Raw genomic sequence first — 15,099 nt, 5'->3', positions numbered from 1 at the left:
GGCAAGGAAGAGATCTATATCCACGGTCAGAAAGATCTGAACGTGTTGATAGAGAACGATGCGGCCTGGCATATCAAACACGACCAGCACACCGACATCGACAACGAGCGGGTCAAGCGCATCAGAAAAGTGCCGGGTGAGGATGGCGCTCCGCCCAGTTTTGGCAACGATCATCTGACCGTTGAAGGAGAGAAGCGGGATCATATCAAGGCTGACTACTCGCTGACAGTGGATGCCTCCATGCACCAAAAACTGGGTGACAGCTGGCTCACCCAGGCGGGGCAGGAGGTGCACGTCAAGGCCGGTGCCAAGGTGGTGCTGGAAGCGGGTTCTGAAATTACCGTCAAGGTCGGCGGCTGTTTTATCAAGGTCGATGGCGGGGGGGTCACCCTGGTGGGGCCCACCATCAAGATGAACTCGGGTGGCAATGCAGGCTCTGGATCCGGTTGGGCTGGCAAGGTACCCAAGAGTATTGAGGGTATGTTGGATAGCCCTCACACGCACTGGATGAAGTTCTATCACCTCGACTCCGAGCTGATGCCGCTGGCGGGCACTCCCTACAAGGCCGTATTGAGCGATGGGTCGGTGCGGGAAGGCACGCTGGATGGTGATGGCATGGCGCTGCTCGAGGATGTGCCTGCTGGCACCGCTTCAGTGACCTATGACCTGCAGGACAATTTTGTCGATCTGCCCCGTGAATCCATCTCGGCCCTCACCGGCCATCTCGACAGTCTGAGCGACGAGGGCTGATATGTTCGGTAACGATCTGTTTGAGCAGCTCTATGACCACCTGGATCAGGCTGTTTCCGGTGGGGCTGCCTATGTCAAACAAAGTGCTGAGGCCGTCAAAAAAGGGGTTGCCTCCAGCTTGCAGTGGATCTGGGAGGCCCTGCAGGGGGATTTCAACCCCAATCAAAGCGCAGGACAGATCGCCGCCAATGCGGTGCTGGGTCTTATTCCCGTAGTTGACCAGGTGCTGGATTGTCGCGATCTGATTGCCAATGCCCGGGATATTTCCCGTGACCCCAAGCAGCCGGATAAGTGGGTTTTCTTAAGCTTTACCCTGATAGGGCTGATCCCGTCGCTGGGTTCAGCCTTCAAGGGGGTGTTGAAAATCATCTTCCTGTTTGTCCGCAAGGCGGGTGGGGATGCCACCAAGGCGATCAGACCTGCAATGGCGCCTGTGCTGACGTTTCTCAGTGATCCCAAGGTCAAAAAAGTGCTGGGTATCTCGCGCCTCGACAAGGTGCTGAAAGAATTTGCCGGTCAGATCCGTGGGTTGAGGGGACAGATTGCGGTCAGCGTGTTGCTGGGTTATCTGAACGATGCCGTCAAGTCGCTGACCAGCTTGATCGGCAAGATAAAGGGATTGGCTCCTGCTTCAGTCAGGATCTGGCTTGAGCAATCCCAGCGTCTGGTGTTGCAGATGCAGTCACAGGCGGGTCAGATGCTGCCTGTCGCCATGGGGCCCGTGCTCAAGTCCCTCGATGAGATAGCCGCTGGATTGGAGAAAGAGGCGGTCAAGCATGCCCCTGGTTACAAGGCCATGCCCGGTGGTACCGTTATCCACCCGCTGCCGGATGATGTGGTCAAAGTGGAGCTCAAGATCCTGAGCCGCTCGAAGAAAGGAATTTATGGCGAGATCATCAGCGACAATTGGATGGCAAATCACAAGTTCGAGAACCTGTTGCCAGAACATCGCCGGGTACGTAGCCTGAATGACAAGCCCAGAGGGCGGGGCATCGATGGTATCTACAAGAACACCAATCCTCCGCCTCCCTACGTGGTGACCGAGACCAAGTTTCGGACGGCAGGGGGGGAGTATATCGACGGGGATGGCACCAAGAGCACCCAGTTGTTGTCGATGACCAAGGGGTCGGGCAAGCAGATGAGCAATATGTGGATAGAAAGGCGATTACCGGATGAAATAGCAGATAAAAAGCTATTGGCGGATATCAGAAAACAAAAATATGAATCTTGGTTGATGATCGTCGATGAGTCTGGTGAGGTGATTCAGATCACCAAGTTGAATAAGAATGCCGATGCTATCGGTACTATCCCGGTCAAGTAGGAGTAGAGAATGAGTTCGTTTATTGAGCAGCGTCGAGATCCACTATTATCTGAGGATTTCTTCTTGGTTCAGCTAGAAGACTACAAAGAATCGCTCTATTTTGACCAGGAGTGGTGGAGTTGGATAAATGATCCTCACCATGAACGCTGGAGTGACCCAGCAGGATTGCCTACTCGCTCTGGTGCCAGTGCGGGCATGTTTATGGATAATCTTGAACATCTGATCTTGCTTTATTCTGGCGGAGTCTCTCATGAAGAGGTTATTGCTCAGCTAGGCGTCGTCACTAAAGAGTTTTTACGCCATAAAAAAGAGTTTCCAGATGAACAGTTTTATTACTGGGAGCAAGATGCCTATCAATATCTGCTCTGGATGCTCTCATTAATCATCCTCTATGGCCAGGATGAGATATTGCCCGAGTTGGTGCGTTATATCAGTAAGAATCCGGAAGGGGACGACGACCCGCTGTGGAGCGTACTGTTGGCCCGCTTGGGCTATCCTGGTTTTCCTCGAGGCCCAGAGTCCTATATTCCCGAGGTGTATCGTCCCCTATTCGATGCCATCAAGGGAGATGGTGTGAATCCCACCAAGGTTGAGCGTCAGGCGAGCATCAAGCAATATCTCAAAGGATGGTACAAGGGGTGTAAAGAGTGCTATTGGCACGACAGGCACAAGGCAAAGCATGCTATCTACTTTGGCTATTGGGCTTTTGAAGCGGCGCTGGTCACCCTGCTTTATGAGCTGGATGACAGCAGCTATCGAGACATGCGTTATTACCCCAAGGATCTGGTCGATTATGCCAGAGCCAATGGTATTGCAGAGAAATGGCAGGCATTGCGCGTGGTCCAACACCCCATTGCCATGCCGGGTTCCGTGGTGGAGCAGGATGGCAACTGGCGCTGCAACCTGACCGATGAGCAGTGGCAGCTTCGCAAAGGGCAGCGCTTACCTTCCCAATCTCATGTCAACAAGGATGACATGTTGTTCTGGATACAGGAGTAGTCCGCAGTGTATCGATCATGCATTGTCTGCGTGATCGATACATCGCGAACCGAACATCGTTTTGGTGCTGCCGTGGTATTGCTTGGCCCCTTTGGCTCTGTATGAAAAAATCGGGAAAGAAAGGTGAAGGCGATAAAAAAACTATTTCTGCTCCTATCCGTCATTATCTTGTCACCCCTGTTGATTCCCATGGTCTATGTCGAAAGACGAAGAAAGAAATGGCTTCTATCAATTTTACTATCCCCTCTGCCTGAAGAGATCAGAGTCGGCAGATTGAACGCGCTGATGAATACCCATACCGATGAGCTACAGGGTGGCATTGTGTCAGCACTTGTTGAATTCAACTCTGATGAGCATTGGGTGTGTCTCAATATTGACTGGCGAGACGTTGAGGAAGTTGAGTTGCAGGGCAACGCATTGGCGGATATTCACGGTATCAAGGAACATTTTATTTGCTCCGAACCGGGTGAGGATACATCGGTTTGGCGCCTGTTGGTGCTTTATGACTTATGGCTGCAAGCGCGAGGATATGAAGTCGTGCTTTGGGATATAGATGCAGATCAATATACAGGGTTTATTTGTCGAACGGATGTTCTCGATAAACTGTTAAACGAGGGGCGCAAGCTGGATTTGGCTATGGTCAAGCTGGATCATGTGAACGAGCAATAAGATTATTGGGCACCATGGGAATGTCCAGAATAAGGTCTATTTAAAAGTTGATAAGCAATAGAAAGTCTATCTGGTTGTAAGCAAGCATTATGTACGCAGCCACCCTTCCATCTTCATTATTTGCAGATACAAACGATGACATACCGCACATTATGTTTGGTACTGGTGAGCCATTGGCTCGCCGCCTGTTCCACTACGACGCCACAGACTGAATCCGATCTCATTCAAGCCGCTCAGCAGGGCCAAGGCAAGGCGCAATATGAGCTGGCCAATCGTTTGGCGGCCAAGCCGGATTATCCCGAGGCGATGCGCTGGATGAAACAGGCGGCCGAGCAGGCGGGCCCCCTGGCGGCAGATGCTGACATGCGGGGCAAAGCTGCACTGCAGGTGGGGAACTGGTATCAGGCTGGTCTGGGGGAGCCCAAGAGCCCCAAGCAGGCCAGTGGCTGGTGGCAGCGCTCGGCCAAGTTGGGGAATCCGGATGCCAGTTATCGGCTGGGGATGGAGTGTCGGCAACAGCACAAGGGTAAGCTGGCCAATGAGTGTCTCGACTGGTTCGAGCAGGCGGCCAAGCGCGATCATGCGAGTGCCCAGTTGATACTTGGACAATGGTATGCAGGTCAGGCGGGATCCGATGAGGAAGCCGTCAAATGGCTGGAGAAAGCCGCCGAACAAGGCAATCGGGATGCCCAATTCCAGCTTGGAGCTCGCTATGAGCAGGGAAAAGGGGTGAGCAAGCGCCCCGATCTTGCCCTGCGCTGGTATGAGAAAGCCGCCGCTCAGCAGCAGCCGGAAGCCTTGTTGGTGTTGGCACGCAAGGCACCACCTGAAGAGGCTCTCAGCCTCTATCAGCGAGCAGCCAATGCCGGTGCTGCGCCGGCCCAACTGTGGTTGGGGCAAGCCTATCTGGTCGGCAAACAGGTTCACCAGGATCTTGCACTTGGCCGCTATTGGCTGGAGCTGGCGGCAGGAAGTGGCTCCCATGAGGCCGAATATCAATTGAGCTTGCAGCAGAATGGTGCCGCAGAACGAGAGTATTGGTTGACGCGTGCCGCAGAAGGGGGATTCAGTCAGGCTCAGTTTGCATTGGCTCAATGGCAGCAAGAGCAAGGGGACCTGGTGACCGCTCGCCACTATTTTGCACTGGCGGCAGCACAGGGCAATGTCGATGCGCGTTACGCCTATGGCGAAATGCTGCGGCTCGGGTTGGGTGGCAAGGAAGACTACCCGCAAGCACTCAAACAGTATCGGCTGGCGGCCAATGCCCGGCACCGATTGGCCCAATATCGCATGGGGATCATGCGTGAACAGGGGTTGGGAGCTCCACGCAATAGAGTGCATGCTTATGCATGGTATCTGTTGGCGGCAACCGAGGGTAATCAAGAGTCAGCCAAAGCGCGTGATGAGCTGGAGAAAGGCATGACGGAAAAAGAGAAAAGTGTCGGACAGAAATTGGCGCAGCATTGGTTCTTGCAGCAATCTAGTCAGAATTATCATCAGCCTGGCTGATCAAATGTATTATTTTTTAGAGGGTTAGCGTTTTTCATGTGAGGTTGATACAACAGAACTCTTATTAACTTATTCATCTGTTAGTCGCGTAGATGAAACAACCTTTATCATATTTTCATGTATTAACAATTCTTTTCTTCTTTCTCGCGTCATAACCTGGCGCATTACTATCTTGACTCAATCAGTCAATAATTGACGCATAACAGATGGAGTTTAGCGTGATGGGGTATGATAACAGTTGAAAGTTATAAGTTTGTTTTTTGTTAATATATCAGTCCTCACCTTTAAAGATTTAAATGATTGCTGCTAACATATTGTTTTTATTTGTTTTTTATTTTTGCAATTTCTTTTTCACGGATATTTCATTGACGGTGGCTCATCTATAAATATACCATTAATTATAAATGGCATTTAAGCCAATATGACCTCTAACGATAGAGTAGAGGCACTTCGGGTTGTTATGAATAAACAAGTGGGTATTGTGCTTTTGATAATTAGAGCTGTTGCTCTTTTTGGTCGAACGCATATCTGTTGGCCAGTGGATTGGTCTCTTGCCAACCGGCAATAGCGTCAACTGTCATTTTTGACAGTTGTTGGCTAAACCACCGGCTATAAGCTTTTGGGTCTGGATAGACCCACAACTTGGTATTTAGAGCATGGGAAAAAATATTGATGGGGCCACTGTTGCACCCAAGGAACGTATTAATATCAAATATGTACCGTCGACCGGAGGTCAACAGGGAGAAGTAGAACTTCCCTTGACCATGATGGTGGTCGGCAACATGAAGGGACGCACCGAAGACACCCCCATCGAGGAGCGTCAGACCGTCTCCATCGACAAGAATAATTTCTCTTCCGTCATGAAAGAATCTGCACTGGAACTGAATTTTTCCGTTCCCAATCGCCTGGAGGAAAACTGCCAGGACGAGTTGCCGGTTTCGATCAAGATCCAGTCTCTGGAAGACTTCACCCCTGACAGCGTGGCCCAGCAGGTGCCCGAGCTGCGCAAGCTGCTGGAGCTGCGTGAGGCCCTGGTTGCCTTGAAGGGGCCGCTCGGCAATATCCCCGCCTTCCGCAATCGTTTGCAGGAGCTGTTGTCCAGTGATGAAGCGCGTGAGCAACTGCTCAAAGAGCTGGATTTGATTAAACCTGCCGAGTGATCGCCGGGTTGGATTGATTGACGAGAAAAGGAAAAAACATGTCTTTGGTCGAAGAACAGGTTCAAGCGGGGGCGAGTGCAGCCTCCTCGTCCTTGCTGGACGAAATCATGGCGCAGGCTCGCATCACCCCGGTGGATGAGGGTTACAGTGTCGCCAAGCAGGGAGTAGCTGCCCTGATTGCCAACATCCTGGATAGCGGCACTGCCAGCAGTCCGGTCAACAAGGCCTTGGTGGACAGCATGATTGTCGAGCTCGACAAGAAGCTCGGCAAGCAGATGGACGTGATCCTGCATGCCAAGGAGCTGCAGGAGATGGAGTCCTCCTGGCGTTCCCTCAAGCTTTTGGTTGATCGCACCGATTTTCGCGAGAACATCAAGATCCAGGTGCTGCATGCCACCAAGGAAGAGCTGCTGGAAGATTTCGAGTTTTCACCTGAAATCACCCAGTCCGGTCTCTACAAACATGTTTATTCCAGCGGATATGGCCAGTTTGGTGGCCAGCCGGTGGGGGCCGTGATCGGTGATTACGCCTTCACCCACAGCTCTCCCGACATCAAGCTGATGCAGTATGTCAGCGCGGTAGGGGCCATGTCCCACGCCCCCTTCATCTCTTCCGTCGCACCCGCTTTCTTCGGGGTCGACAGCTTTACCGATCTGCCCTCCATCAAGGATCTCAAGTCAGTCTTCGAAGGTCCGGCCTACACCAAGTGGCGTGCGTTGCGTGAATCGGAAGATGCCCGCTATCTGGGACTGACCGCACCGCGCTTCCTGGCGCGTCTGCCCTACGATCCGACCGAGAACCCCATCAAGGGCTTCAACTATCAGGAAGATATCAGCTCGGATCACGACCACTATCTGTGGGGCAACACCGCCTATCTGATGGGCACCTCCCTGACCGACAGTTTCGCCAAGTATCGCTGGTGCCCGAACATCATAGGCCCGCAGAGTGGTGGTGCCATCCACGATCTGCCGGTACACGTCTATGAAGCCATGGGTCAGCTGCAGGCGAAGATCCCGACCGAGGTGCTCATCACCGATCGTCGTGAATACGAGCTGTCGGAAGAGGGCTTCATCACCCTGACCATGCGCAAAGACAGCGACAACGCCGCCTTCTTCTCCGCTAACTCGGTGCAAAAACCCAAGGTATTCCCGAATACCAAGGAAGGCCGGGAGGCGGAAACCAACTACAAGCTGGGTACCCAGCTGCCTTACATGTTCATCATCAACCGCTTGGCGCACTACATCAAAGTGCTGCAGCGCGAGCAGATCGGCTCCTGGAAGGAACGTCAGGATCTGGAGCGTGAGCTGAACAGCTGGATCCGGCAGTTTGTTGCAGACCAGGAAAACCCGCCAGCAGAGGTGCGCAGTCGCCGCCCGCTGCGTGCAGCCCAGATCAAGGTGCTGGACGTGGAAGGGGAGCCGGGCTGGTATCAGGTTGCCATGTCGGTGCGCCCACACTTCAAGTACATGGGGGCGAGCTTCGAGCTCTCTCTGGTAGGTCGTCTGGACAAGGAATAAGGCCCGATGCCGCATCTCTCTTCCTGGGATAGAGGAAATGCGGCCAGCCTGTTTGATCGCATCAGGGGGGAGGGGCTTGGCTCCTCCCCCCGTACGGAGTCTGAGGAACTGATCGCGTCTGTCAAACGGCAGCTCGAACAGGTACTCAACACCCGTCCCGGCAATTGTCGCAGCGCACCTGACCTCGGGGTCATCGATTTCAACGATGCCACCCAGGGCAGTGCCGACATCAAGGGGCGGATCCGGGAGGCGATCCGGCAATGCATCCGTCGTTATGAACCGCGGATCGTGCATGTGGATGTCCGTTCACCCGACCATCAGGCGAGTCCGCTTGAGATGTCGTTTCAGGTGACGGCCCACGTGCGGCTGGAGCATATCGAGCAAGTTACCTCGTTCAACGTCCATATGGACAGTCATCGTCACTACCGCATGGTCTGATCAATGTCGCTGGAACATTACTTCAGGGATGAACTGGCATTTTTGCGCCTGCAAGGGCGCGAATTTGCAGATAGCCATCCCGAGCTCACCCGCTTTCTGTCGGAGCAAAATAGCGATCCGGACGTGGAGCGCCTGCTGGAGGGATTCGCCTTCCTCACGGGCAACCTGCGCGCCAAGATTGAGGATGAGTTTCCCGAGCTGACCCACGGTCTGCTCAACATGCTCTGGCCCAACTACCTGCGTCCCGTGCCCAGCATGACCATCATGCAGTTTTCGGTCATTCCGGGGGCCATCGCCCAGCCGGCGCTGGTCAGGCAAGGCTGCCAGCTCGACAGCCTGCCCCTGGACGAGGTGACCTGTCATTTCCAGACCTGTCACGATACCTGGGTCTATCCGGCCGATATCCGTCATATTGCCGCCCAGAGCGGCAACGATCTCTCCACCATCTCGCTGGATATCGCCCTGCATGCCCCTCTGCCGCTTTGCGAGTTGCAGCTGGACAAGCTGCGCTTCTTCCTCGGTGGCGACAGCTACACCGCCTATGAGCTCTACTTCTGGCTCTCCAACCAGCTCTCCCATATCGAGCTTGAGATCGACGGCAAGCGCTTTCGTCAGGAGGCCAAGGCCCTCAAACCGGTCGGCTTCGAGCGCGGTGATGCGCTCTTGCCCTATCCAAACAACGTCTATTCCGGCTACCGGATCCTGCAGGAGTATTTCTGCTTCCCGGAAAGTTTCCTCTTCTTCGAACTCGCCGGTGGCGACTGGCCCAAACAGCCGTTGCCGGTGAGCGAATTCAAGGTGCACTTCTGCTTCGACCGGCCGCTGCCGGCGGAGCTCAAGATCCGTCCCGACTCCTTCATGCTCAACTGCGTGCCGGCCATCAACCTGTTCCAGCACGACAGCGAGCCGGTCAACCTCAACGGTCGTCAGGCGGAGTATCCCCTCAAGGCGAGTTATCGCCACGCCGACAGCTTCGAGATCTTCTCGGTGGACCAGGTGGAAGGCTGGGTCGAGGGGAACCTCGGCCGCTCCCGCGGCACGCCGCGCATCTATCAGCCATTCGAGAGCTTCCAGCACCAGATCGAGCGGGCCAAGCAGCGGCTGGCGCTCTACTACCGGGTGCGGGTCAAGGAGGCGGTGAGCGGGGATGGTTTCGAGCACAGCCTCTCATTCGTGCGCGGGGATGAAACCACCACGGTCGAACTGGATGAATCCATCTCGGTGACGCTCACCTGTACCAACCGCTCCCGCGCCGCCCGCCTCAAGGTGGGCAGCGTCTGCGTGCCGACCGGCAGTTCACCCTCATTTGCCACTTTCCGCAACCTGATCCGGCCGACCCGGCCGCTGCGCCCGGCGCTGGACGGCAGTCTGCACTGGACGCTGATCTCCAACCTGTCGCTCAACTATGTCTCCTTGTTGCGCCGCGATGCCCTGGTGCAGGTGCTGCGCACCTACGACTTTCCGGCGCTGCACGACAAGCAGGCAGAGCAGGCCTCGCGCAAACGGCTGGCGGGGATCGAGGAGATCGAAACCAAGCCGGTGGACCGGCTGGTGCGCGGCATGCCGGTGCGGGGGCTCAAGTCGGTGCTTTCCATCCGCCAGTCCGCCTTTGGCAGCGAAGGGGAGCTCTATCTGTTTAGCACCGTGCTGGCCCACTTCTTCTCGCTGTACGCCAGCGTCAACGCCTTCCACCTGCTTGAGGTGGTCAATCTCGACAACAAGGAGCGCTATCAGTGGCCAGTCCAGATCGGTCAGCACTCCCTGATGTGACGTCCGGCAAGGACGCGCCCCGCTTCAACTTCTTCCAGCTGGTTGAGCTGCTCAACCGGCTGGATGGTGCCGATCAGGAGCGGGGGCTCGACTACCTGCCCGGTGACGAGAACATCCGTTTCAAGGCGACCGCGTCCCTGGGGTTTCCTACCAGCGACGTGTTGCAGATTGGCCGGGACGGACAGGGCCGCCACGAGCTGGAGGTGGCTTTTCTCGGCCTGCATGGCAGCCAGTCGCCGATGCCCGGCTATTACCTCGACTCGTTGGCATGGGAGTACGCCCAGGGGGAGCAGAAGCTCGGCCTGTTCCTGGACTTCTTCCATCACCGTCTGCTGACCCTGCTGCACCGGATCTGGCGCAAGTATCGCTACCACGTCCGGTTTCAGGACAACGGCGAGGATGGTTTCTCCCGCCTGATGTTCGCCCTGGTGGGGCTTGGCAACGAGGCGGTCTGCCAGAGCCTGCCGGTCAACCGGGCCAAGATGCTCTCCTATGCGGGCATGCTGGCCAGCCCCAGCCGCTCCCCCGAGGTGGTGGCTGGTCTGGTGGCCCACTGTTTCGATCTGGCGGACGTGGAGGTGAGCGCCTGGCAGTGGCGCAAGGTGCCTATTCATCAGGATCAGCAGAACCGCCTCGGCGGGGCTGGCTCCACCCTGGGGGATGACTTTGTCATCGGCGACAAGGTGAACGACTGTGCCGGCAAGTTCTTGTTGAAGATCAACAACCTGAGTTTTGGCCAGTTTCTCGGGTTTCTGCCGAACGGGGAGCACTTCCATGCCCTGGTTACCTTCGTCTCCTTCATCCTGCGCGATCAGCTGGCCTGGGATCTGCGGCTGGGTTTCGGCCAGGAGCAGGCGAGGGGACTGAGACTCGGTGAAGAGCAGAGTGCCCGTCTGGGGTGGAGTACCTTTCTCGGCCAGCCGCCGAGCGATCCGTTCGTGACCATTTGTGTGCAGGAATAAGCGCAGAAATACGCTGCGCAGAACATTTAAGTACAGAGATCAGTGCAGGAGTAACCGTGGACGATTTTAACCAGCAACTTTCCCTGGTGGTGCTCAACAGCGAACAGCTCGACGGCAGCCAGCAGGTGCAGTACCGCTTCGACGAGATGGGGGGGACCCTGGGCGCCTCCGAGCAGGATGACTGGCTGCTGCGGGACAGGTTGGGGGCCGTGCTGCCCGCCCACGCCCGCATCGAGCTCAACGACGGTCGCTTCTGCCTGTGCGATCTGAGCGGCCAGACCTATATCAATGGCGCCACCTCACCCATCGGGCGGGCCCGCAAAGTGCATCTGGAGCAGGGGGACGAGCTCATCGTCGGCCCGTTCCGGCTGCGTGCCTACCTGGGGGCCATCACCCCGGAGCAGAGCCTGCAGCAGGTGCTGGGCAATCGTGCCACCGAGCAGCTCGACGAGTGGCTGACCGGTGATGAGCCAGCAGCCCGGGCCGATGATCCGCGCACCCTGGCGGCCGATCCCCTGCTGGCACTGCAACAGGAGCGCCGGACCCCCAATTCGTTGATGGATGGCTTGCCAACAGCTGGCGTGCCGACGGATGGCCCGCTGGCGGATAGTCGCCTGCAGGCTTCACCGCGTTCACAGCCGGATGTGGACGTTTCCCCCCTTGCCCCCTTTTCTGCTGTCGAGAACACCATGAACCAAGAATTTCTGGATATGCCCAGCATCGAGAACCACCCCGATTATCAGCTGTCGCTGGACGGCGTCGATCACGTGGCCCTGACTCCGCTGATGCGCGGCCTGGGTCAGCCCTTGCAACTGCAGGACACCCAGCAGGCCCACGACATGCTCGAAGAGATGGGCAAGACGGTGCGGGCCATGGTGGAGGGGTTGCTGCAGCTGCAAACCGAACAGGCGGCGCTGGCGGACAAGCACCTGCGCCCCATCGAGGACAACCCGCTGCGCCTGGGCCTTGACTATGACGAGACCCTGGCGGTGCTGTTTGCCGAGCAGAAGAGCCCGGTCCACCTGAGTGCGCCGGCGGCGGTGGCCGAGAGCCTGCACAATGTGCGCATCCACCACGTGGCAAACCAGCAGGCCATCGGTGCGGCGCTGGACAGCATTCTGCAAGCCTTCTCGCCCGAGGCGCTGATCGGCCGGTTCGAACAATACCGCCGCAGCGGTGCGCCGGGCATGGCCGATGAAGGCTGGGCCTGGAACATGTACCAGCACTACTACCGCGAGCTCACCTCCGCCCGCCAGCAGGGGTTCGACAAGCTGTTCCACCAGGTGTATGCCCAGGCCTATGACCAGGCCGTTCGTCAGCAACAGGGACTGATTTGATGATACGTGCGCTGATGCTGGGGGCGGTTCTGCTGGCCCTGGCTGGCTGTACCACCATGGGCAAGATGGCTGACGTCGCCATGAACCCGGATATCCAGGTGGGCAGCAATGACAGTCAACCCTCCACCCTGGGGCTGAGCCTGCTGGCGGAGCCTGACGTCAACCCCAACGAGAGCGGGGAGGCGGCGCCCATCGAGTTTCAGGTGGTGCTGTTGGCCGAGGATTCCAAGCTGCTTGCCACCGACTACGACCAGGTGACGGCAGATGTCGAGAAGGCCCTTGGCAAGAACTACCTGGATCATCAGGACTACACCCTGCTGCCGGGCCAGTTCAAATACCTGCCCCCCGTCAAGCTCGACGAGAAGACCCGTTACATCGGCGTGATCGCACGCTACGCCGACCCGGACAGCGCCGAGTGGCGCAAGGTCATCAAGATCAAGAGCAAGGGCGCGGCTTATCAAATCCTGGTGCACCTGCGCCTGGATGAAGTGGAACTGCAAAAAGAAGAAGAATAACCATGTCGAGTCGAAATCGGGTTATCTGGCGTGAGGGGCTCTTCATCAAGCCCCAGCACTTCCAGCAACAACAAAGGCATTCGGACTACGCACTGCACGCTCGCCTGAGCGCGCTGTCCGACTATTTCTACGGCTTGCAGTCGCTCGCCATCAACGAGGATTACCTGGGCTTTGGTCGCATTGCCCTGGTCGGGGCCACCGGCATCCTGCCGGACGGAACCGTGTTCAACATCCCCAACGACGACATGCTGCCGACCCCGCTGGAGATCACCGATGCCTCGGTGGCCAACCAGAAGGTCTATCTGGCGCTGCCGCTCTCGGTAAGCGGCGTCAACGAGGTGGGGCAGGGCGGCCAGGTGGCTACCCGGCTGCAGGCCCATCGCCACGACGTGCGCGATCTGCACAGCGAAGGGGGGGACGTGGTCTCCCTCGAAGTGGGGCGGGTCAGCCTGCGGCTGATGCTGGAGCGTGAAGATCGCAGCGCCTACGCGTCGCTCGCCATCGCCCGCATTCTGGACAAGCGTCCGGACGGCGGTCTGGTGCTGGATCCCAACTTCATGCCCTGCAGTATCAGCGTCTCCGCCATCCCGACCCTCAAGCGTTTCCTCGGCGAGTCGGCCGGCCTCGTGGCCGAGCGGGCCCGCAGCCTCTCCCAGCGCATCGCGGCGCCCGGTCAGCAAGGGGTGGCCGACGTGGCCGAGTTCATGATGCTGCAGCTGCTGAACCGGGCCCAGCCCCAGCTCTCCCATCTGGCGCGCCTGGGCACCCTGCACCCGGAGCGGTTGCACGAATCACTGGTGCAGCTGTGTGGTGAGCTGATGACCTTTACCGACGAATCCCGCCTGCCGCCGGAGTTTCCCGCCTATCGCCACGACGATCAGCAGGTGAGCTTCGAGCCGGTGATGCTGGCCCTGCGCCAGGCGCTCAGCACCGTGCTGTCGCCGCGCGCCGTCTCCATCCAGCTGCGCAAGCACCAGTACGGCATCATGGTGGCCATGGTGAACGAGAGCGAGCTGATGAAAAGCGCCGACTTCGTGCTGGCGGTGCGTGCCCGCATGCCGCAAGAACAGCTGCGCAAGCAGTTGCTGCAGCAGACCAAGGTGGCCTCCAGCGACAAGATCCGCGAGCTCATCAGCCTGCAACTGCCCGGGATCCCGCTGCTGCCGCTGCCGGTGGCGCCGCGCCAGCTGCCCTATCACGCCGGTTACAGCTACTTCCAGCTCGACCGGCAGAGCCCGGCCTGGCAGATGCTGGCGGTCAGCAACACCCTCGCCTTCCACATTGCCGGCGACTTCCCCGAGCTCGACATGCAGCTCTGGGCCATTCGCAGCCAGTGATCGCACCAAGGAATAAGCAGAGATGACCACGGACATTATCAAGAACGAGCAACTCAGCGACCTGCTGTTCGATCATGCCGAGCAGCTGGACATGGATTCGGACTACTGGTTCCGCCTGCGCGGCCAGAGCATCAACCCGATGATCGACGCGGTGACCCCCTTGCTGGGGCTGGTGCAGCGGGTGCGCCTGTTGTCGCGCTATGACCAGGTGCCCGAGCTCTACCAGCGTGTGGTGACCGAGATCCAGGCCATCGAACAGGAGCTGATGGCCCAGGGTTACGAGAACGGGGTGGTGCTGTCGTTTCGCTACATCCTCTGCACCTTCATCGACGAGGCCGTGATGGGGCGCGACTGGGGCAGCCAGAGCGAATGGTCCCAGCACTCCCTGCTGGCCCGCTTCCACAACGAGACCTGGGGCGGCGAGAAGGTGTTCGTGCTGCTGGCCCGTCTGCAGGAAGACCCGGTGCGCTACCGCGACATCTTGGAGTTCATCTACCTGTGCCTCTGCCTCGGCTTCGAGGGGCGCTACAAGGTGATGAGCCAGGGGCGGGAAGAGTTCGAACGCATCGTGCGCCAGCTGCACAAGCAGTTGGCCCCCGAGGCTGGTGGCGAGGCACCCAGCGTGTTTCACCTCGATCTGGGGCAGCAGGCCTCCCGCTATCAGTTGCGCAAGCAGGTTTCCCTGCGCAGCCTGTTCATGGGCGGGGCGTTGATCCTGGCGCTGATCTTCGGCCTCTATCACCACCAACTCAATAACCAGACCCAGGACGTACTGCGTCAACTGGGCGAATTATTAAAATAAATACTTAAGGAGA

General features: G+C 57.6%; 14 protein-coding genes. All 14 read left to right on the top strand.

What is annotated here, in order from left to right; translation table 11 throughout:
- Positions 1–750, top strand: a 750-nt coding sequence (locus G5134_RS20225) for a bacteriophage T4 gp5 trimerisation domain-containing protein (protein WP_421232154.1), incomplete at its 5' end; no start/stop codon positions are given.
- Position 751: 1 nt separating this feature from the next.
- Positions 752–2,071, top strand: a complete 1,320-nt coding sequence (locus tag G5134_RS20220) for a type VI secretion system polymorphic nuclease effector (protein WP_065017894.1) — start codon at positions 752–754, stop codon at positions 2,069–2,071.
- Positions 2,072–2,080: 9 nt separating this feature from the next.
- The gene (locus G5134_RS20215) at positions 2,081–3,070 is read left to right on the top strand and encodes a PoNi-like cognate immunity protein (protein WP_082970067.1); all 990 of its coding nucleotides are present in this window, start codon (positions 2,081–2,083) and stop codon (positions 3,068–3,070) included.
- Positions 3,071–3,193: 123 nt separating this feature from the next.
- Positions 3,194–3,739 (top strand): DUF6630 family protein, encoded by a 546-nt coding sequence (locus G5134_RS20210; RefSeq protein ID WP_065017896.1) that lies wholly within the window; start codon positions 3,194–3,196, stop codon positions 3,737–3,739.
- Between the two features lie 135 nt (positions 3,740–3,874).
- Entirely contained in the window at positions 3,875–5,248 is a 1,374-nt protein-coding gene (locus G5134_RS20205; protein WP_065017907.1) for an SEL1-like repeat protein, read from the top strand.
- Positions 5,249–5,904: 656 nt separating this feature from the next.
- Positions 5,905–6,408: a type VI secretion system contractile sheath small subunit gene (gene tssB, locus G5134_RS20200; protein WP_010634235.1), complete on the top strand. Its 504-nt coding sequence runs from the start codon at positions 5,905–5,907 to the stop codon at positions 6,406–6,408.
- 38 nt (positions 6,409–6,446) lie between these two features.
- Positions 6,447–7,925: a type VI secretion system contractile sheath large subunit gene (gene tssC / locus G5134_RS20195; protein WP_017764288.1), complete on the top strand. Its 1,479-nt coding sequence runs from the start codon at positions 6,447–6,449 to the stop codon at positions 7,923–7,925.
- A 6-nt stretch (positions 7,926–7,931) separates the two neighbouring features.
- On the top strand, positions 7,932–8,363 hold the full coding sequence (gene tssE, locus G5134_RS20190; RefSeq protein WP_010634233.1) for a type VI secretion system baseplate subunit TssE: 432 nt from the start codon (positions 7,932–7,934) through the stop codon (positions 8,361–8,363).
- A 3-nt stretch (positions 8,364–8,366) separates the two neighbouring features.
- A complete protein-coding gene (tssF, locus tag G5134_RS20185) occupies positions 8,367–10,133 on the top strand; it encodes a type VI secretion system baseplate subunit TssF (protein WP_319906282.1) in 1,767 nt (588 codons plus the stop codon).
- The gene (gene tssG, locus G5134_RS20180; protein ID WP_010634231.1) at positions 10,097–11,095 is read left to right on the top strand and encodes a type VI secretion system baseplate subunit TssG; all 999 of its coding nucleotides are present in this window, start codon (positions 10,097–10,099) and stop codon (positions 11,093–11,095) included. Before tssF ends, tssG begins: the two co-directional genes overlap by 37 nt.
- Before the next feature lie 56 nt (positions 11,096–11,151).
- Positions 11,152–12,432 (top strand): type VI secretion system-associated FHA domain protein TagH, encoded by a 1,281-nt coding sequence (gene tagH, locus G5134_RS20175; RefSeq protein ID WP_065017898.1) that lies wholly within the window; start codon positions 11,152–11,154, stop codon positions 12,430–12,432.
- Positions 12,432–12,947 (top strand): type VI secretion system lipoprotein TssJ, encoded by a 516-nt coding sequence (gene tssJ / locus G5134_RS20170; protein WP_065017899.1) that lies wholly within the window; start codon positions 12,432–12,434, stop codon positions 12,945–12,947. Before tagH ends, tssJ begins: the two co-directional genes overlap by 1 nt.
- Before the next feature lie 2 nt (positions 12,948–12,949).
- Complete coding sequence (tssK, locus tag G5134_RS20165) at positions 12,950–14,284, top strand: type VI secretion system baseplate subunit TssK (RefSeq protein WP_017764290.1); 1,335 nt, start codon at positions 12,950–12,952, stop codon at positions 14,282–14,284.
- A 22-nt stretch (positions 14,285–14,306) separates the two neighbouring features.
- A complete protein-coding gene (icmH, locus tag G5134_RS20160) occupies positions 14,307–15,086 on the top strand; it encodes a type IVB secretion system protein IcmH/DotU (protein WP_017764291.1) in 780 nt (259 codons plus the stop codon).
- Positions 15,087–15,099: the final 13 nt, after the last annotated feature.

It is taken from the genome of Aeromonas sp. 600276 (assembly GCF_049175815.1).
Lineage (GTDB): Bacteria > Pseudomonadota > Gammaproteobacteria > Enterobacterales > Aeromonadaceae > Aeromonas > Aeromonas dhakensis.
The sequence above is the reverse complement of the archived record's forward strand: the minus strand, read 5'-3'. Positions and strand labels throughout refer to the sequence as shown.

Excerpts from the sequence above, each read along its gene's own strand:
- G5134_RS20220 (WP_065017894.1), top strand. The coding sequence starts at position 752 with ATGTTCGGTAACGATCTGTTTGAGCAGCTCTATGACCACCTGGATCAG.
- G5134_RS20215 (WP_082970067.1), top strand. The coding sequence starts at position 2,081 with ATGAGTTCGTTTATTGAGCAGCGTCGAGATCCACTATTATCTGAGGAT.
- G5134_RS20205 (WP_065017907.1), top strand. The coding sequence starts at position 3,875 with ATGACATACCGCACATTATGTTTGGTACTGGTGAGCCATTGGCTCGCC.
- tssB (WP_010634235.1), top strand. The coding sequence starts at position 5,905 with ATGGGAAAAAATATTGATGGGGCCACTGTTGCACCCAAGGAACGTATT.
- tssC (WP_017764288.1), top strand. The coding sequence starts at position 6,447 with ATGTCTTTGGTCGAAGAACAGGTTCAAGCGGGGGCGAGTGCAGCCTCC.
- tssE (WP_010634233.1), top strand. The coding sequence starts at position 7,932 with ATGCCGCATCTCTCTTCCTGGGATAGAGGAAATGCGGCCAGCCTGTTT.
- tssF (WP_319906282.1), top strand. The coding sequence starts at position 8,367 with ATGTCGCTGGAACATTACTTCAGGGATGAACTGGCATTTTTGCGCCTG.
- tssJ (WP_065017899.1), top strand. The coding sequence starts at position 12,432 with ATGATACGTGCGCTGATGCTGGGGGCGGTTCTGCTGGCCCTGGCTGGC.
- tssK (WP_017764290.1), top strand. The coding sequence starts at position 12,950 with ATGTCGAGTCGAAATCGGGTTATCTGGCGTGAGGGGCTCTTCATCAAG.
- icmH (WP_017764291.1), top strand. The coding sequence starts at position 14,307 with ATGACCACGGACATTATCAAGAACGAGCAACTCAGCGACCTGCTGTTC.